Source organism: Clostridium sp., from assembly GCF_036643715.1.
Taxonomy (GTDB): Bacteria; Bacillota; Clostridia; order Clostridiales; family Clostridiaceae; genus Clostridium.
The window spans coordinates 3,030-21,728 of record NZ_JAVXRL010000048.1 but is presented as its reverse complement, the minus strand read 5'-3'; the positions used below and the strand labels follow the sequence as shown (position 1 = coordinate 21,728).

17 protein-coding genes are annotated in these 18,699 nt (G+C 27.1%); 16 read left to right on the top strand and 1 reads right to left on the bottom strand.

Going from position 1 to position 18,699, the window contains the following annotated elements; genetic code table 11:
* The first annotated feature begins 143 nt into the window (after window positions 1-143).
* A complete protein-coding gene (locus RSF37_RS12180) occupies window positions 144-1,619 on the top strand; it encodes a protein adenylyltransferase SelO (RefSeq protein WP_332564675.1) in 1,476 nt (491 codons plus the stop codon).
* Between the two features lie 45 nt (window positions 1,620-1,664).
* On the opposite strand, the gene RSF37_RS12175 is transcribed toward RSF37_RS12180, so the two are convergent.
* A complete protein-coding gene (locus RSF37_RS12175) occupies window positions 1,665-2,876 on the bottom strand; it encodes a helix-turn-helix domain-containing protein (protein ID WP_332564674.1) in 1,212 nt (403 codons plus the stop codon).
* 189 nt (window positions 2,877-3,065) lie between these two features.
* Here RSF37_RS12175 and RSF37_RS12170 point away from each other — a divergent pair, with 189 nt between their 5' ends.
* The 15 genes from RSF37_RS12170 to RSF37_RS12100 form a co-directional block, all read left to right on the top strand.
* Window positions 3,066-4,349: a cation:proton antiporter gene (locus tag RSF37_RS12170; protein WP_332564673.1), complete on the top strand. Its 1,284-nt coding sequence runs from the start codon at window positions 3,066-3,068 to the stop codon at window positions 4,347-4,349.
* 295 nt (window positions 4,350-4,644) lie between these two features.
* Complete coding sequence (locus tag RSF37_RS12165) at window positions 4,645-4,953, top strand: hypothetical protein (protein ID WP_332564672.1); 309 nt, start codon at window positions 4,645-4,647, stop codon at window positions 4,951-4,953.
* A gap of 243 nt (window positions 4,954-5,196) precedes the next feature.
* Window positions 5,197-6,786 (top strand): amidase family protein, encoded by a 1,590-nt coding sequence (locus RSF37_RS12160; RefSeq protein WP_332564671.1) that lies wholly within the window; start codon window positions 5,197-5,199, stop codon window positions 6,784-6,786.
* A 359-nt stretch (window positions 6,787-7,145) separates the two neighbouring features.
* On the top strand, window positions 7,146-7,613 hold the full coding sequence (locus tag RSF37_RS12155) for a DUF6323 family protein (RefSeq protein WP_332564670.1): 468 nt from the start codon (window positions 7,146-7,148) through the stop codon (window positions 7,611-7,613).
* Between the two features lie 12 nt (window positions 7,614-7,625).
* Window positions 7,626-8,960: a DUF6179 domain-containing protein gene (locus tag RSF37_RS12150; protein ID WP_442878724.1), complete on the top strand. Its 1,335-nt coding sequence runs from the start codon at window positions 7,626-7,628 to the stop codon at window positions 8,958-8,960.
* A 252-nt stretch (window positions 8,961-9,212) separates the two neighbouring features.
* The gene (locus RSF37_RS12145) at window positions 9,213-9,533 is read left to right on the top strand and encodes a (2Fe-2S)-binding protein (RefSeq protein WP_332564668.1); all 321 of its coding nucleotides are present in this window, start codon (window positions 9,213-9,215) and stop codon (window positions 9,531-9,533) included.
* A 137-nt stretch (window positions 9,534-9,670) separates the two neighbouring features.
* Window positions 9,671-10,366 carry a response regulator transcription factor gene (locus RSF37_RS12140; RefSeq protein ID WP_332564667.1) on the top strand — a complete coding sequence of 232 codons (696 nt, stop codon included), beginning with the start codon at window positions 9,671-9,673 and terminating at the stop codon, window positions 10,364-10,366.
* Window positions 10,367-10,453: 87 nt separating this feature from the next.
* Complete coding sequence (locus RSF37_RS12135; protein WP_332564666.1) at window positions 10,454-11,362, top strand: ABC transporter ATP-binding protein; 909 nt, start codon at window positions 10,454-10,456, stop codon at window positions 11,360-11,362.
* Window position 11,363: 1 nt separating this feature from the next.
* Window positions 11,364-12,152, top strand: coding sequence for a hypothetical protein (locus RSF37_RS12130; protein WP_332564665.1), 789 nt, complete (start codon window positions 11,364-11,366; stop codon window positions 12,150-12,152).
* A gap of 17 nt (window positions 12,153-12,169) precedes the next feature.
* The gene (locus RSF37_RS12125) at window positions 12,170-13,063 is read left to right on the top strand and encodes a sensor histidine kinase (RefSeq protein ID WP_332564664.1); all 894 of its coding nucleotides are present in this window, start codon (window positions 12,170-12,172) and stop codon (window positions 13,061-13,063) included.
* A 42-nt stretch (window positions 13,064-13,105) separates the two neighbouring features.
* The gene (locus RSF37_RS12120) at window positions 13,106-13,792 is read left to right on the top strand and encodes a response regulator transcription factor (protein WP_332564663.1); all 687 of its coding nucleotides are present in this window, start codon (window positions 13,106-13,108) and stop codon (window positions 13,790-13,792) included.
* Entirely contained in the window at window positions 13,789-15,042 is a 1,254-nt protein-coding gene (locus RSF37_RS12115; RefSeq protein ID WP_332564662.1) for a sensor histidine kinase, read from the top strand. The genes RSF37_RS12120 and RSF37_RS12115 overlap by 4 nt, the downstream gene beginning before the upstream one ends.
* Before the next feature lie 87 nt (window positions 15,043-15,129).
* Window positions 15,130-15,807, top strand: coding sequence for an ABC transporter ATP-binding protein (locus RSF37_RS12110; RefSeq protein WP_332564661.1), 678 nt, complete (start codon window positions 15,130-15,132; stop codon window positions 15,805-15,807).
* A 2-nt stretch (window positions 15,808-15,809) separates the two neighbouring features.
* On the top strand, window positions 15,810-18,305 hold the full coding sequence (locus RSF37_RS12105; protein ID WP_332564660.1) for an ABC transporter permease: 2,496 nt from the start codon (window positions 15,810-15,812) through the stop codon (window positions 18,303-18,305).
* 156 nt (window positions 18,306-18,461) lie between these two features.
* The coding region (locus tag RSF37_RS12100) for a hypothetical protein (protein ID WP_332564659.1) at window positions 18,462-18,699 on the top strand (238 nt) is incomplete at its 3' end.

Below are 18,699 nucleotides of genomic sequence, written 5' to 3'. Positions count from 1 at the left end.
ATTATATTTTTTATTACACAAGAAAAAAGGAATTATAACGAATGAAACCTACTAGTAGTTCCTAAGAAATAGTGATAAAGTATAGGATAAAATTTACTTAAAACAAGAAAACTATAAATATAAAAGGAGATGATAAATATATAATGAATAAAGAAAAATCAACAATAGTTAAAGGCTTTAACTTTCAAAATACGTATGCTAATCTTCCAAAAAAGCTTTTTTCAAAACAGAACCCAAGCCATGTATCATCACCAAAATTGGCAGTGCTAAATTATAAATTGATAGAGTCCTTAGAACTAAATAAGAAAGAACTAGAGAGTAGTTATGGAATAGATATACTTTCAGGAAACAAAGTTCCAACAGGATCTATACCTATTGCACAAGCTTATGCAGGGCATCAATTTGAACATTTCACTATGTTAGGAGATGGGAGAGCAGTTCTATTAGGAGAACATGTAACTTCAAAAGGTGAGCGATTTGATATTCAGCTTAAAGGTTCAGGAATAACTCCATATTCAAGAGGTGGAGATGGAAAAGCATCACTAGGACCAATGCTAAGGGAATACATTATAAGTGAGGCGATGAATGCACTTGATATTCCTACAACGCGTAGTCTAGCTGTAGTTACAACGGGAGAGTCAATAATTCGTGAAACGTATTTACCAGGTGCAGTATTAACTCGTGTATCTGCAAGTCATATACGAGTTGGTACATTTCAATATATTGCAAGATGGGGAACTGATGAGGAACTTCGAGCATTAGCTAATTATACGATAGAAAGACATTTTGAAAAACAAGATAATGAAGAAAATCCATATCTTTTCCTACTTAAAGAAGTAATTAAAAAGCAGGCAAAGCTTATTGCAAAATGGCAATTGGTTGGATTTATCCATGGGGTAATGAACACAGATAACATGACAATCAGTGGAGAAACAATTGATTATGGACCTTGCGCTTTCATGGATATTTATGATCCTGCAACTGTATTTAGTTCCATTGATGTTAATGGAAGATATGCATATTGGAATCAGCCAGGTATTGCAGCGTGGAATATTGCAAGGTTTGCTGAAGCACTTTTACCACTTTTGCATATTAATCAAGATGAGGCCATAAAGTTAGCACAGAATGAAGTTTCAAATTTTTCAAAGATTTATAAAGATAATTGGCTTTCTGGAATGAGAGCAAAACTTGGAATATTTAACGAAGAACCTATGGACCAGTCGCTAATTGAAGATCTTCTAAATATGATGAAAGAGCATAGGGCAGACTATACTAATACATTCAGTGCATTAACTTTTAATAATAGAGGTTATATAGAACTGTTTGAGACGGATGAATTTAATAATTGGTATAAAATATGGCAGGAGAGACTAACAAGACAAGAAGAGTCTAATGCTGAATCAAAGGAACTTATGAAAAAGAGTAATCCAGTAGTTATCCCACGTAACCATAGAGTGGAAGAGGCTTTAGAAGCAGCTGTTAAAGAAGGAGATTATAGTGTAATGAATAGACTTTTAGAGGCTCTTTCAAAACCCTATGATAATTCCAAGGAACAGAAATATTATTCTAAACCGCCTAAGGAATCAAACTGTAAATACAAAACTTATTGTGGAACATAATATAAAATTAAGAAAACTATAGCTAGTAAAATTGATTAAATTTTACTAGCTATTTTTATTTTTCAAACGAAACTGCATTGGGGTTTCACAAGTTACTTTTTTAAAGGAGAGTTGAAAGTGGCTTTGTGATGAAAAATTTAAATTCATTGCAATTTCTAAAAGACTTTTATCTGTGAATAATAAAAGTCTTTTAGCTTCTATTATCTTTTCATTTAATATATACTGCGAAAGAGTAATTCCAGTTTGCTTTTTAAATTGAGTACATAAATATGAGCGAGATAATTGTAGTTCATTTGCAATATCATTAACAGTAATACTATTAAATATGTTTTTTACAATGTAGTATGAACATTTCTTTGATAGCGGTGATGTTGCTATACAACCATATCTAACATAGCTTACCCGTGATGCAAAATCTAGCATCATTTCATCAATTAATTTTGATATTTTCGCTATATCATTTAAAGATTCAAATTTTTGAATATATAAATCGGAAAGTCCAAATGCCACATAGGTATCTAAGCCGCCTGAAATCGAGGCGCGAGAAGATACAGTTGCACTACAAATACCTATATTTTTCATTTGTCTCAATGTATCTTTTGCCATTTTACCTGCTTTTAATTTAGGAGAGGAAGATAAAATTTCCTTAAGCTGTTCTATTTGGCCATTTTGTATACAGAACATAAGCATCTCCTCATATTTATAACTATCGTAAACATTTTTAGTATTCGATGTATCCTCAGTTGTATTTATGTTTTCTTCAGCATTCCTTTCAATAATACTTTGCTGAACACTATCAACATTATCAAAATGAACATCTTCGATATATAGAGGTTTACCATTTATGGCTGTAGATAAAATTGATAATATTAGTGATACTCGTTTGGCTGTAACTGTAGGCACACAATTAAATTTTTTTATATATTCTCTTTGATCAACAATTGGAACATCTAATAAAAATAATAGTTTATTTAGGAGTAGTTTATCTTGAGTAAGAGTTCCAGATGGTCCAATTATGATTCTATAATCGTCTGTTGTATCAAAATATCCATAGAATTGAAAGAGTGTAGTAGTAATGACACCAGATTCATATGGACTATTTAGCAATTCATCTAAGTGCAATATTATTGGGTCTGGATTTAAGGGCAATATAGAGTGCTGATATAATAATTCTTTATTTTTATAGAGTCTTATACTTAAGCTTAAAGTTTTAGCTAAAGACTTACACATATATTTCATTTCTTCAAAGTTTAACATGAAAAATCACCTTCTAGTAACAATTGTATAATTTATCCAACTTATATACAATATTATATATTAATTTAAATATATAATTATTTTATAATCTATTTTTTGAGGAAAGAACATCTAAACCTCTTCTTTTCCATTAATAGAATATTATAAATTTATATTAAGTGTTTTGACAAATAAGGGGAGGGGCTTTAAATGATTAAAGGAATTATGTTATTAGCTATATTTGTAATAATAGCATTAATAGTTGGAAATTTGGTTTCAAAGCTTAATTTGCCATCAATACTAGGGTGGTTATTAACTGGTATGGTGATAGGACCACATGCGCTAAACTGGATGAATAGCAGTATAATGGATGCGGAGTGGTTTGATATTATAAGTAATATTGGAGAAGTTTTAGTTGGTATGCTAATTGGAGGAGAGTTGTTATTAGAGGAACTTAAGAAGTCTGGAAAGCAGATATTGGGTATATGTTTCTTTGAAGGTATGACGGCATTTATATTTGTTGCAGTTGCGTTTTTTATATTTGCAGGTGTTCCAATATCTATAGCTTTAATATTTGGAGCTATTGCATTAGCAACAGCCCCGGCTCCGTCTTTATCAATAGTTAAAGAATATAATGCTAAGGGACCAGTTTCAAAAACGTTAATACCACTTGCTGCATTAGATGATGTGTTAGCATTAATTATATTCTTCTTAGTTATAGGAGCAGTTACAGGCAGTATGACTGGGGAATCGGTAAATATTGTTTCAATATTAATGATGATAATATTACCATTAGGTATTGGTGCATTTACAGGTATTATAGGAGCTAAAATATTACAAGATAAGATAGGTGAAGAAGGAATAGCTATATGTGACAAATATTCTAAGGTGAAAATTATATTAAAAATAACACTACTTATAGCAATTACTGTTATTATTGGAAGGTATGTTAATTACAATATACTATCAATAAATTTATTATTATCTGGTATAACTTTCTTTACCATTATTGTAAATAAAGTTGAAAAAGAAAGGTTGAAAGAGATAATAGAGATAGTTAATCCTATAATAAGTATAGGATTAGTTATAATGGTAGTAAACTTAGGAGCGCCGTTAGATTATAATTTAATATTTGGTGCAGGTCTTCTTACTGTTATTTATATATTAGCTCGTGGAATAGGTAAAATAGTAGGATCTTACGCAGGGGGTAAGTTATTTAAGGCGGATGAGAAGGTATGTAAATATTTAGGCCTTTCACTTTTGCCACATTCAGGAGTATCATTAATATTTACTGGAATTGCTGTTGAAGCATTATTACCATTTGAACCTGAATATGCTACGATGATACAAGGAACTATTGCAGCTGCAGCTGTTATAAATGAGATTATAGCAGTGTTTTTGGCTAAACAAGCATTTAAAATGGCAGGAGAAATTGGAGAAAAGGATGAAAATCAAGTAAATGAAGAATTAGTTGTAGATGAAGTAATTAACTAGACAACAGAAAGAAAAGGTAATGAGGTGTAAAAGTAGATAATGGTATCTATTTTTGCACTTTTTTTCATAATTATAATAAATTTTAAATATATCATAATAAATATACAAATAATGGAAAATATGATATGATTTATATATCGCTACAATAAACATAATATTTGAAAGGAAATGATTATATGGGTAATGGAGGAGGATTGTTATTACAGTATTAATATTGCTAATTTGTTTAGCTGGGATAAGAATTTATATATGTGACAAGATAAAGCTTGATTACTTCTTAGCAGGTATGTACCCAGTGAATATTGTAACTTTTATTTTTATATCAGTTGCTATTTCTGTTAATAGTAACAATAAAAATACGAGCTTTTTTATTAATTCAATAATGGTTATAGGTATTATAATACTTAGTATAGCAGCAATATTAAGTTTGAAGAATATAAAAAAGCAGTATATAAATAGTAATAAATTAATTATACTTGGTATTAATTTTATATGTGTAGTATCAGTAATACCAGCTTTTTTAATATCAATAATAATGCCTTTAGTAGATATAGGCATATTAATAAGGCATATAGAATCTTTAGGTATTTACCATAGAACATAAAAAAATCATAGAGACTGAAATAAATTTCTTAAGAGTAGTAAATAATAAGGTTTACTACTCTTTTTTTATAGGCTTTACTAAATATTTATATAAAATTTAAGTTTATTTTATTAAAATACAGTTTTGCTTAATAGTAAATTTATACTTGGCTTGTATCATTATATACGATGTATGCATGAAGATTGAAAAAGGAGTATTTAGAACATCTATTAAATTTAAAATAGTAATATGAGGTGATACAGTTTGAAAAAATTTTTAATAATAGTTATAGCAGTAATTGGAGTGGTTGGATTACTTATAGTATTAAATTTCCAAACAATAATTACAAAATATGTTAGTTATAAAGTAGAAAAAAATATTTCGGATCAAGTGAAAATTCAATATGATGATGAAAAGAAAACAAATGTAAAAAATAAAATTGATATAGAACAGTTTAGAGATGAACTTAATAAAATGAATGATTCTAAATTTGAGAAAATTGATAAATTAGTAGTAAATTCAACTATAGAAGGTATACAAAATATGTATGACACAAATAGACTTTCTTGCGAAGAGTTAGTAACATATTATTTAAAAAAGATTGAAAAATACGATATTGATAAACTTAATTCAATTATAGAATTAAATCCTGATGCAATAAAAATAGCAAAAGAAAAGGATAAAGGCGATAAAAAAGGAAAGTTATACGGCATTCCAATAACTTTAAAAGCGAATATAGGAACAGCTGATAAATTACATACAACTGCTGGAGCATATGCTTTAAAAGATTCTATTTTAGATGAAGATTCTTTTATTGTTAAAAGGCTAAGAGAAGAAGGAGCTATTATATTAGGAAAAGCTAATCTTAGTGAATTTGCAAATTATATGACAAGTAAGTCCTCTAATGGATACTCCGCACTTGGTGGTCAAACTCACAATCCTTATGGAAAATATGACGTTGGGGGTTCAAGTTCAGGTTCAGCAGCATCTGTTGCAGCAGGTTTTTCAGTTGCATCGATAGGTACAGAGACAGCAGGTTCCATGGTATATCCTTCAAGTCAAAATTCAGTTGTTGGTCTTAAACCTTCAATAGGATTAGTAAGTAGAGATAGGATAATACCTATAATTGAAGCTCAAGATACAGCAGGAGTAGTAGCTAGAAATGTTAAAGATACAGCATTAATACTCGATGTTATATCTGCGTATGATAAAAATGATATTGTAACAGAAGAAGTAAAAAAACATAAAGAAGATTATACTAAATATATAGAAAAAGATTCTATAAAAGGTCTTAAAGTTGCGATTGTTAGACCTCTTGTAGCTAGAGATGAAGAAGATGAAATTTTAAATAGAATAGGAAAAGAATTTGAAGGGATGGGAGCAAAAGTAACAAATACTGCTTTTTCAAAGGAATCAAATAGTATCGAAATGGGTAAAGCTTTAGAAGTTGGATTCAAATATGATATTAACAAATATCTTAAAGTTGCTAAAGTAAATGGAATAAATAACTTAAATGATATAATTGAATTCAATAAAAAAGATTTGGAGAATAGAGCACCATTTGGTCAAGACTTATTAGAAAAATCATTAGAAGATAAAACTAGTATTGAAGATTATAAAAAATTAATTGATAAAAATAAAGAAGCTGGTAGTAAAGAGATTGATGGTATATTAAAAGACGCAGATGTTATTGTATCATTAAGTAATCAAGCAGCTAGTTTATATGCACCAGCAGGATATCCGGCACTAACTGTTCCTACTGGATACAAAAGTACTGGTGAACCTATTGGAGTTACATTTGTAGCATCTAAATTCCAGGATGGTAAATTAATTGAAATAGCAAATATATATTAAAATAATACTAAACACAGAAAAGAACCGAATTTAGAATAATATTAATCTTAGTAAAAACATTCATCCTAGAAAGGGGTGGATGTTTTTTTTTATAAGCTATTGACTTGAAATTAACATTAGGTTCTTTGCACAATTAACGGAGTTAAAAAAAAGCTTACTCCTGAGATATACAGAAATCAGCTTTTAATAGCAGATTAATATTCAATTATGTCCTTGACATAGGATCCACTACAAATATATCCTCTTTTTTAAATTGACATATAAATATGCAAATGGTATAATCTTAATAATGTGCATATAAAATTAATTATAGCACTAAATAAAACAAATGTCAATACTTTTTTGAAGGGAGTTTTAAAATGAATGAAATTACTAATATATTTGAAAGTAATCTACAAGAAAAATATGTGCTTAATGATATTTTAAAATGTAATGAACTCACAAAAGAATACGGATTAAAGATGAATGAAAAAGAAATAAAAGAACTTATAAAAACAAGGGCAGTAGCACTTAAAACGAGTAATAGGATAGAATTTAATGGTCAAATTATAAATAAAATTATTGAAACTTTTTGTGATTCTCCATATATATCACAATATAATTACAGTGATACAATAAACAATCTTTTAGAAATATTTTATAACTATAAGAATGAGACATTAGATTATATAGGTGATGATGAATTAATAGAAATTATGAAAGAGCATTTTGATAACTATTGCCAAGGGTCACTAGAACTTTTGGAAGGTAAAGTATTATACAAAATAGCAGATAATATTAGAAATGGTATAAAAGATTATGCAAACATTAGTAATGAAAAGGAGTGATAAATCTTGGATGTGAATATAAATATTCAAGGGTATGGGGATATTTTAAAAAATGAGATAAGAGAAGAGTATTTTTTTAAGGATATTTTAATGACTTCTTACAAACTAAATTTATTAGATGATACTGATTTAAATAGAGTAGCAAATGAAAGGTTAGATGTATTAAAATTACAATTGAAATATTATACTAAAAATGATAGTAGTTCAGTTATGGTAGAAGTAGCAGAAAATATTATAAAAGGTATTGATTATACAATAGGAATATATATGAAAAATTTAAATAGCACAGAATTAATTATAGATAGTTTAAAGAATGAATCTTTATCAAATATGCTTGAAAAAGGGTATAATCTGATTAAAGATAAGGTGAAAACTGGTAGAAGATTATTAGATACTATTCAGATTAATAAGCTTAATATTGAAAATTATTCATATAATGATACTATAGATTATGGAATACCTTTATTTTTTCAACAGTACGATGCTTTTTTTGCAGCAAATGAGACTCCAGGGTCTATAGATTATCAGATATGTATTGAAAATATGAATCTTGAAGGTATCGAGTATATAAAAGATTATTTAGAAAAATTGAAATTAGAAAATGAATTTTGTTCCAAATTTAATATTGATGATATTAAGGAGTTATTAAAAGGATATGATAAAAGTAGTGAACTATTGCTTATAAATATATTTGAGTTAGTACTTATAAATGCAATAGGATTGGCTATGTGTGGAAAATATATTACTGATATAGACAGAAAAAATATAAAAGAGAAATTAATCAAATTATCATTAGAAGAATTAAAAGTTGAATTATTAAAGTATGCAAGTATTTGTTTTGAGACTTTAAATATCGGTAACAATGATCTAATAAATTATATTGGAGAGGCTACTAGTAATATAGCTTCATATATAAAAAATTCAATCGAGTTAGATAGGTTAGAAAAGATATTTATTTCATTTAGTGATAGTAATGAAAAAGATTATATAGAATATAGAGATAAAGAAAAGATGAGTAATACTGATTTTAGAAAGATAACTAGTAATATTAGAGAGATTTATTCTATTGAAGATAAAATTACACTAATTAAAAGTAATTTTAATAGCTTAGAAGATTTAGTAGATATGCTAGATAGCGAATGTTTATTTGGAGACGAATTTTATCAATATTTTAAAAGTTTATCCAATATGGAAACAATTCTTCTCTTTAAATATACATTAGATTTAAGTTTTAATAATGACTGTGAAAAAGAATGGTATATTAAATTTAATAAATATATATTAACACTGAGTGATGAAAAGCAGAAATTTATAAAAAATGTTGAGAAGAAAATACTATTAAGTTAGAAAAGCTCACATACAGTTATCGCTGTATGTGAGTTTTATATTTTTACTATTCATTTAATGCTTAATTATATAATTACTTAAAACAAGTGTATAATAATTATCCATATTAATTGATTTACCATCTTTTTGTATAGGGATAATTTATAAAAGGTTTTAATTATAGTTTTAAAAATTTAGGATTAATAATAGTTATTGAAAAATAACAATTATTATAATATAATAGGTAAGAAATAAATAGTGGAGGGGATATATATGGCTGGAGATAGAATAGTATGTCATTGTAGTAATGTAAGTTATATAGATATAAGAAAGGCAATGATTTCAGGAGCACGTACATTAGAAGAAATACAAGAAATAACAGGAGCAGGAACTGTTTGTGGTGGCTGCGTTGAAGAAATTGAAAGTATATTAGCATCAGTTTGTGGTTGCAAGGGAACTTCATTACAAGATGTTGTTGATGCTGTAAAAAATGGAGCAGACACAGTTGAAAAGGTAGGAGAAGTTACAGGCGCAGGTACTGGTTGTGGAAGATGTAAAGCGTTAGTTTCAAATATTATTGAATTAAAAAGATAGATTGATTTTAAATTAGTATAATTTATTAGAGTGGCTTTTGCCACTCTTTTTTTATAAAAATCATATTACAAATTTTGTTAGTTATGACAACTGTTTTATGATATCATATTAATAAGAAAATTTTATAAAGTAATGTAATGGAGAATGATATGAGGATTTTAATAGTAGAAGATGATAACGATATAAATAGTTTATTATATGAAATGCTATCTAATGAAGGGTATGATGTTAAATCTGCTTATTCAGGTACAGAAGGACTATTATATTTAGATAATAATGAATTTGATTTGATCTTACTAGATCTTATGTTACCAGGAAAAGCTGGTGATGAACTAGTTAGTATAATTAGAGAAAAGAAAAATATGCCGATAATAATTATATCAGCAAAAGAAGAAGTTGGATTAAAGGCCAAGCTGCTAAGAGCAGGAGCTGATGACTTCATAAGTAAACCTTTTGATTTAGATGAGGTATTGGCGAGAATAGTAGCTAATGGGAGAAGGTATATTGAATTTTCAAATAATAATGAAGAAATCAATATAATTAAGTATAAAGAAATTACTATAAATAAAGAAACAAGAGAAGTTTTTATAAATAGTACAGCTATAAACTTAACAGTAAGAGAATTCGATATTTTAGAATTATTAATTAAACATCCTACTAAAGTTTTTTCAAAAGCTAATTTATTTAAAAGTGTATGGAAAGATGAATATTTTGGTGATGATAATACAATAACAGTACACATTAGTAACTTGAGAAATAAAATTATAAAAGCAGGAGCAAAATTAGAATATATAAAAACAATATGGGGGATAGGATATAAAATGGATGTATAAATTCAAATTAATACTTTTTTAAGACTTTCTTAGAAGTTATTTAGAAGCCGGTGGCTATTATATAGACAAAGGGAGGTTTTGGAGTATATGAATAATTATGTTATAAGAACTAAAAAAATAAGCAAGAAGTATAGAAAAGAATTTGTATTAAAAGATATAAACATGAATATTAAAAAAGGTGATATTTATGGATTGATTGGTAAAAATGGTGCTGGTAAGACAACTATAATGAGGATATTATCAGGACTTTCAATAGCTAATGAAGGAAGTATTGAATTATTTGGTGAACCAGAATCAATAGTTAAAAGTAGAAAGAGAATAGGTGTTTTAATTGAATCACCAGCCTTTTTTGAAGAGATGGATGTTTATAAAAATTTAGAATATTTAAGAAAGCTTAAAGGTATTCCAGGTAAAGCCTGTATTGATGAGAAACTTAAATTAGTGGGACTTGAAAATGTTAAAGGGAAACAGATTAAAGATTATTCTCTTGGAATGAAACAGAAGTTAGGTCTTGCAATAGCTTTGCTCGGAGATCCAGAAATACTTATTTTAGATGAGCCAGCTAACGGGCTTGACCCAGTTGGAATAGTTAAAATGAGAGAATTACTTAAAAGGATTAATGAGGAAAAGGGAATTACAATATTAATTTCAAGTCACATTTTAAGTGAACTTAGTCAAATATCAAATGTTTATGGAATAATGTCTAAAGGCAAACTTATAGAAGAAATCTCAATGGATGACTTAATGGAAAAGTCAAAAATATCACTAGAGATAAATGTAGATAAAGTAGAGAAATGTACGTGGATTTTAGAGAATATATTAAATATTAGTGAGTATAAAGTTTTAAATAATAATGTCATTAGAATATATGAATGTATCGATAAAGCTTCTATAATAACAAAAGAATTAGCGAAGCGTGATGTATTAATTAGTCAGATGGTTACAAAAGGTGAAAGCTTAGAAGATTATGTGATGAATGTAATGGAGAGTGAGTAAGATGATTAATTTAATAAAGGCAGATTTATACAGATTATTTAGAAGCAAAATTTATAGAAATTGCATAATAGCTAGTACTATTGTAAGTTTGATAGTAATAATTTTATCAATTGCAACTGATGCAGAAATATTCATATTTTCATTTACTAATCCAGAAGGTGTAACTCGTGGATTTAAATTAGGAATAAAACCAGGGGATGATTACATTAAATTTATAGTAAATGCATTATCAGCTGCAGCTTTGATTTATATTATAGGTATTACGTTAACTTCAAGCAGTGTAGTAAATAAAATCAAAAGTGGAATATATAAAAATACAGTATCTTATGGTTATGAAAGATACAAGATTTATATATCTAACTTAGCTGCAATTATTATAGGCCTTTCAATAATAATAACAGCATCATTTTTAGGGATATTGTTAGTTACTTCTGTAATATGTAAGCCAATAAATTTCAGTTATGAAAGTATTTTAATAACTATAAAAACTTTAATATTGTATATAATCATAATATCTTCAATGGTTAGTATATATGCATTTTTAGCTACGTTAATTCCAAACTCTGAAATTATATCAATTATTGCTATGGTTGAAATTATTGGGATAACTATGATTGGAATGATGCTTTCAGATAACTTAAATAAATTTATACCATATTCAATGATAATAGAATTAGGATCAAATCCTCAAAGCAATAACTTTTTAACTTATATTATAAATGGATTAATAATAATTACTTTATCAACACTTTTGGGTGTAGCTGTATTTAAAAGAAGAGAGATTAAATAATTAGGAGGCGAGTAAAGATGATTATTTTAATAATTGGGTTAGTAATTATAATAGTTATTTTACTTGCCTATATTTTTTATATGAAAAAGGAAATGATTAATATATCAAAACAACTTGATGATTATAATGATTTAAAAACAGAAAAAAAGATTGATGTTAATCTTATAAATAAAGAAATTGAACTTTTAGCAAGCAGCATTAATAAACATATTGAAGTTGCAAATAGACTTAGGATTAATGAAGTTAAATCAAAGGAAGAATTAAAGGATATGATATCAAATATTTCACATGATTTAAGGACACCTTTAACATCAATAATTGGATATATTCAAATGCTAAATACTAGAGAAAATAGAGATTCTAAGGATTTAGAGTATTTAAAAAAGGTAGAAAAAAGAGCAAAGGATCTTCAAGTTATGTTAGAAGATTTTTTTATGCTTTCAGTTATTGATAATTCTAATTATGATATGGAATTAGAAGGAGTAAATATTAATGAAGTAGTATTTAAAACAGTAATAAGTTTCTATGAGCAACTTGAAGAAAAAGGTGTAGAACCTAAAATTGAATTAGAAGAAGATTTGGAAGTATTAGGGGATATCAGTGCAATTACAAGAGTTGTAGAAAATCTTATGATAAACGTAATAAAACATTCAAATGGAGAGTTTTCAATAAAACTAAAAAAAGATAAATCTAAAGTTAAGCTAATATTTATGAACTATGTAACTGAAGAAGTTAATACAGATATGATTTTTTCAAAGTTTTATAAAGGCAATGATAGAAGTAGATCAGGAAAAAATACAGGTCTTGGACTTTCTATAGTTAAAACTTTGATGGAGATGATGAATGGCAAAGTATCTGCTAAATGTGAAAAGGGGAAACTTTTTATTACTTGTGAGTGGATTGAGTTATAAGTATACATAAATATTATTATGATAGTAAAGGAGTGAAATATTATGAGTAAAATATTAGTTGTAGAAGATGATATTACAATACTTTCTGCATTAGAATTTACTCTTGTAGATGAAGGGTATGAAGTGAAGTTATGTAAATCAGTTGAAGAGGCAATTAAGGAAGTTAATACAGAAGAATTTGATCTTGTTTTACTAGATTTAATGCTACCTGATGGGAGTGGTTATGATGTTTGCAAAGCTATAAGAGAAAAAAGCGAAGTTCCAGTAATATTTTTAACAGCTTGTGATGAAGAAGTTAATGTTGTAATGGGACTTGAACTTGGAGCGGATGATTATATAACTAAGCCGTTTAAAATAAGAGAACTATTAGCAAGAATAAAAGCAAATTTAAGGAGACATTCAAATCTTAAAAAGAACAGTGACATAATAAAAATAGATGAGTTTAAAATAAATACAAAAGAAATAGAAGTTAAAAAGAATAATGAAATACTATTCTTAACGACAATGGAATACAAGTTACTTCTAAAGCTTATTCAAAATAAAGATACTATTTTAAGCAGAAATCAAATCTTAGAAAGTTTATGGGATGTTGATGGTGAGTTTGTTAATGACAATACCTTAACAGTATTTATGAAAAGACTTAGAAAGAAAATCGAGGATGATGAAAAGAATCCAAAACATATTATAACTGTAAGAGGACTTGGTTATAAATGGAGTAGCACAAAATGAAAATAAATATTTTTAGAAATAAGGAAGTAACAAGTATTTTAACCAAACTTTTTGTGATTCAAATTATATTTGTATCCCTTATTATAGTAGTTATGAATTTCTGTAAAGATGATATTTTAAAAGGTGTAATTGATAGTAAATCGCAAATGGTTGCGGCATTAGTTGAAAAGCATCCAGAACTTGAAAGTGAGATTGTATCGATAATATCAGAAGATGGATCAATAGATGATATTAAAAAAGGAAAAGAGATTTTATCAAGCTATGGATATAGTGAGGATATGGATTATATATTAGAGCCAATTGTATATAAAGCAGAAAGAAGCAGAAGTATACTAACATTTATTTTAATATTGATTATGATAAGTACAAGCTTTTTAGTAATAGTAATTAATATGAAAAAAATTTATATTAAGGTTCAAAACGCGTATAACTATGTTGATAATATATTAAAAGGGGAAAAACTAGAAACCCTTGATTATGAGGGGGAAGGGGAATTTCCAATTCTAGCAAATGAAATTAATAAGATGGTATCAGTTATTAAAAATGATAATGAAATGATTAATAAAGAAAAGAACTATTTAAAAGAAATATTAACGGATATATCTCATCAAATGAAGACTCCACTTACTTCTATAAAAATGATAACTGATATTTTAATTGATAAAGATAATATTAGTAGAGAAAAACAATTAGAGTTTTTAAGTAATATTTCTATTCAAAGCGATAAGATGGAGTGGCTTATATATAATCTTTTGAAAATGGCAAGATTAGATTCTGGAAGTGTAATATTTAAAAAGGATAGAGTAAATTTAGATGATATTATAAATATTTCTATAAGTTTACTAGAACCTAAAATAATAGAAAAAGAAATACAACTTAATATAATAGGGAAAAAAGCAACTTTTGTAGGTGATAAAGAGTGGACAAATGAAGCTATTACAAATATTTTAAAGAATGCAATAGAGCACTCAAACACTAATGGTAAAATACTGATTTCTACAGAAGAAAATAAGATGTATTCAAGGATTGTTATTAAAGATAATGGTGAAGGGATAGATAAAAAGGATTTAGCTAATATATTTAAAAGGTTTTATACAGGCAGAAAAGGATTAAAGTCAGAAAGCATAGGAGTAGGGCTTGCAATGGCAAAATCTATAATAGAAAGTCAGGGCGGATATATATTAGTTAGAAGTGAAAAGGATGTTGGAACTGAATTTGAAATAACATTTATAAATAACTCCAAATTGTAAGTGACACATTTGTCACTTATAGGTTCACTTAAAAGTCACAATAGAAAATTATTATTAGAGTATAAAGTAAATGGGAGTTGATTATAAGTGGAAATTATAAAAATAGAAAATCTAACTAAAAAGTACGGTGAAGGTGATAATGAAGTTGTAGCACTTAATAGTGTTAATTTAACAGTAAATGCAGGAGAATTTGTTGCAATAATAGGACCATCAGGAAGTGGTAAAAGTACATTGCTACACATGTTAGGTGGAGTAGATAATCCTACATCAGGAAGTGTAAATATTAATGGAGTTAATATATCAAAGCTCAATGATGAAAAGTTATCCCAGTTTAGAAGAAGAAATATAGGTCTTATATTTCAATTCTTTAATTTAATTCCAGTAATGTCTGCAAAGGAAAATATAGAATTACCGTACATTATTGATGAAAGAAAACCAGATATCGATTATATAAATGAGCTTATTGAGCTATTAGATTTAAAAGGTAGAGAGAATCACATGCCATCACAATTATCAGGTGGACAGGAGCAAAGAGTTGCAATCGGTAGGGCGCTTGCATATAAACCTACAATAATATTAGCAGATGAGCCAACAGGTAATTTGGATTCAAAAAACACAAAAGAAATAATGAAATTATTAAAGCATTGTAGCAGAAAATATAATCAAACTCTTATAATAATAACTCATGACCTTAATATTGCAGCAGAAGCAGATAGAGTTGTAAGAATTGAAGATGGTAACCTTTCAGATGAAAGAGGTAACTAATTATGAGAAGTTATAAGGAGTTATCAATAAGATATTTAAAAAGCAAAAAGGGGAGGACATTAACTGTAATATTTGGAATTGTAATTTCAGTTGCTTTAATTACAGGGGTATTTTCCCTAGTGGATTCATTTAAAGGTAAAATGATAGAGCGTTACGAGTTAACAAGTAAGTCCTATGCTGATTTAGGTGGAGTAAAAGGTTCGGATGTAAGTAAAATAGTGAATAATGTTAAACTTGAAAAAGCAGCATTTTCTACTGGAATAGGAACTATCGAAAAATATGATAAAAATGCAGATTACAATACAGTTGTTTCTGCAATTAGTCTAGATGGAATTTATTTAAGAAGTTATGAAAACGTAATTTGTGAAGGTAAGGTCCCAAGCAAAGTAGGAGAAATTATTGTTTCAAAAGAATATTTAAAGAAAAACAATAAGAAAATAGGAGATACTGTAACTATAAATTTTAAAGATATTCACAATGGAAAAGAAAAAGAGATTAAAGGAACAATAGTAGCTGCCGAGAATGACCCTTTAATAACATATATAGTTGATGAATCTTTTATTGAACCAAATTCTAAGTATTTACTTTCTTTAAGATATAAAAACGTAAAAGATACTGTAGAATCTGTAGAAGATATAAGAAAAGATTTTGGTATAAGTGAAAGGCAAGTAGATGGTGAAGATAGCCAGTATATAAACATTAATGAAGATTACATTACGCTTCTTGGTGAAAATATAGGGGATGGTAAATTTGAACTTATTGAAACTCTTCAATATATATTAATAATACTTGTTGTAATATCTAGTGTTGGACTTATATATAATGGATTTATGATAAGTGTAAATGATAGAAACAAAGAATTTTCATTATTAAGAGCAGTTGGTATTAGTAAAAAGCAAGTAAAGAAAATAGTGTTAAAAGAGGCTTTAATAATTGGAGTAGTTGGGATAATAATTGGTATTTTATTAGGTATATTAGGTGTATATATTCTTCTTAAAGTAGTAACTATGATAAATATTTTTGGACTCGGAAAAGTAGAGTTTGCAATATCTTTAAATTCTATAATAGGAAGTATTATAATTTCAATAATAACTATAGGAATTTCTATATTTATACCTTTAAGAAGATTATCAGAAGTAACACCCGTAGATGGAATGAAAAATACATTTGTTAATAATGAAAAGATAAAGGTATCAAAGAAAAACGGAATATTTACAAGAATATTTGGATCCCCAGGAAAAATTGCAAATAAAAATCTTAGGAGAAATAAAGGTAGATTTAAAGCTGTAGTGTTAGGGTTTAGTTTAAGCATATTTATATTTGTTTCATTCTACTCATTTACTGAAATTGCTAATAGTGCAATGTTAGTTCAAGATTCAGTAAGTAAATATGAAATCCAAACTAATAGTAATTCAGACATTGGAAAGATCAAAATGATAGATGGGGTAAAAAATGTTTATACTGAATATGAAATAGGAAGCAAAGCTAATAGTAATCATGCTTTAAATATTGATGAATGTAAAATTAAAGGAAATGATATTTTAACAGATAAATTTAAGAATATAACATCACAAGACTTTAGTTACACTGTATATAACACTGATAGTAAAGCGGTAAAGGAAGAAATTGTACGTAATTCTAAGTTGGATGAAAATAAACTTAAGAGTGGTGTAGTTATTCAAAACAAAGCTATCGTATTAGAAGGAAACAAAAAAGTACTAGTTGATATAACTAATTATAAAGTTGGAGATAAGATTAATATTGAACTTAAAATCAATAAAACAAATAATGAAGGTGAAGGAGAGGAGAAGACAATCCTCCTTAAAGATATTGAAATAGTTGGAATTGTAGAAGAAGGTGTTAAGGCAAGTAAAGAGTGGGTAAACTCACCAGTTATATATATGGGGGATGATTTATTCAATAAAGTTATTAATAATTTAGGTGGAGAAAGATCAGGACGTAATACAAAAGTTGTACCGGAAAACGAAATGTTTGCAGAAAAGGTATTTACTGAACTTGATACAAATAGAAATGAGTATAAAGTAACATACCTTATAAGCCAAGATGAGAATCAGAGGCAGTGGAGTAAGATGATGCTTGTATATAAAATTGGTGTATATGGATTCTTGATACTTATAACACTAATAACATTAACTAACATAATAACATCAGTTACTTCAAGCATTGAAGACCGAAGAAAGGAAATTGCATTACTTAGATCAATAGGAACTAGTAAAAAGTTTATTAAAAAGATGATATTTATAGAAAATTTAAATTATTATTTATATTCAATTGTAATTGGTGGGTTACTTGGAATAGCTTCATCAGGAGTAATAACAAAAGGATTTGCATCCATGTATGAGGGTATATATGTATTTCCAATAAAACCATTAATAATATCATCAATTATTTTATTGATCTTTGTTTTAGCAATAAGTAAATATTCCATAAATAAATTATGCAAAAACAGTATTGTTGAAGAAATAAGAGAAGAATAATTTTATAAGATATATGTAGGATAGACTATGAAAAGTCTATCCTATATGCAGTTTGTGATATAAAAATGTAGTTTGTGATAAATATATTGTGTAAAACTTAATTACAAATTATTCTATAAATGTAATTTAAATAAATATAAAGGGGATGTATTTATAATGAAAAAATCTAATAGAAAATTTGTAATTGGGAAAAAAACAACTAAATTAAATTTAATAATAACTATATTAGTCTGCTTAGTTATAAGTTTAGTTTTAAGTAATTTTTTAGTTATAATAACTAACTCAAATAATATGAAAGAAGTAATATTTGCTTTTGTGTTTATATCAATAGTATTACTATATGTACCAACAGTAGCTGTATGTAGAAAACATTGGGATATAACTGAGGATTACT

Coding starts and splice junctions, on each gene's coding strand:
- RSF37_RS12120 (WP_332564663.1), top strand. CDS start 13,106: ATGAGTAAAATATTAGTTGTAGAAGATGATATTACAATACTTTCTGCA.
- RSF37_RS12135 (WP_332564666.1), top strand. CDS start 10,454: ATGAATAATTATGTTATAAGAACTAAAAAAATAAGCAAGAAGTATAGA.
- RSF37_RS12130 (WP_332564665.1), top strand. CDS start 11,364: ATGATTAATTTAATAAAGGCAGATTTATACAGATTATTTAGAAGCAAA.
- RSF37_RS12125 (WP_332564664.1), top strand. CDS start 12,170: ATGATTATTTTAATAATTGGGTTAGTAATTATAATAGTTATTTTACTT.
- RSF37_RS12145 (WP_332564668.1), top strand. CDS start 9,213: ATGGCTGGAGATAGAATAGTATGTCATTGTAGTAATGTAAGTTATATA.
- RSF37_RS12180 (WP_332564675.1), top strand. CDS start 144: ATGAATAAAGAAAAATCAACAATAGTTAAAGGCTTTAACTTTCAAAAT.
- RSF37_RS12140 (WP_332564667.1), top strand. CDS start 9,671: ATGGAGAATGATATGAGGATTTTAATAGTAGAAGATGATAACGATATA.
- RSF37_RS12175 (WP_332564674.1), bottom strand. CDS start 2,876: ATGTTAAACTTTGAAGAAATGAAATATATGTGTAAGTCTTTAGCTAAA.
- RSF37_RS12155 (WP_332564670.1), top strand. CDS start 7,146: ATGAATGAAATTACTAATATATTTGAAAGTAATCTACAAGAAAAATAT.
- RSF37_RS12170 (WP_332564673.1), top strand. CDS start 3,066: ATGATTAAAGGAATTATGTTATTAGCTATATTTGTAATAATAGCATTA.
- RSF37_RS12105 (WP_332564660.1), top strand. CDS start 15,810: ATGAGAAGTTATAAGGAGTTATCAATAAGATATTTAAAAAGCAAAAAG.
- RSF37_RS12115 (WP_332564662.1), top strand. CDS start 13,789: ATGAAAATAAATATTTTTAGAAATAAGGAAGTAACAAGTATTTTAACC.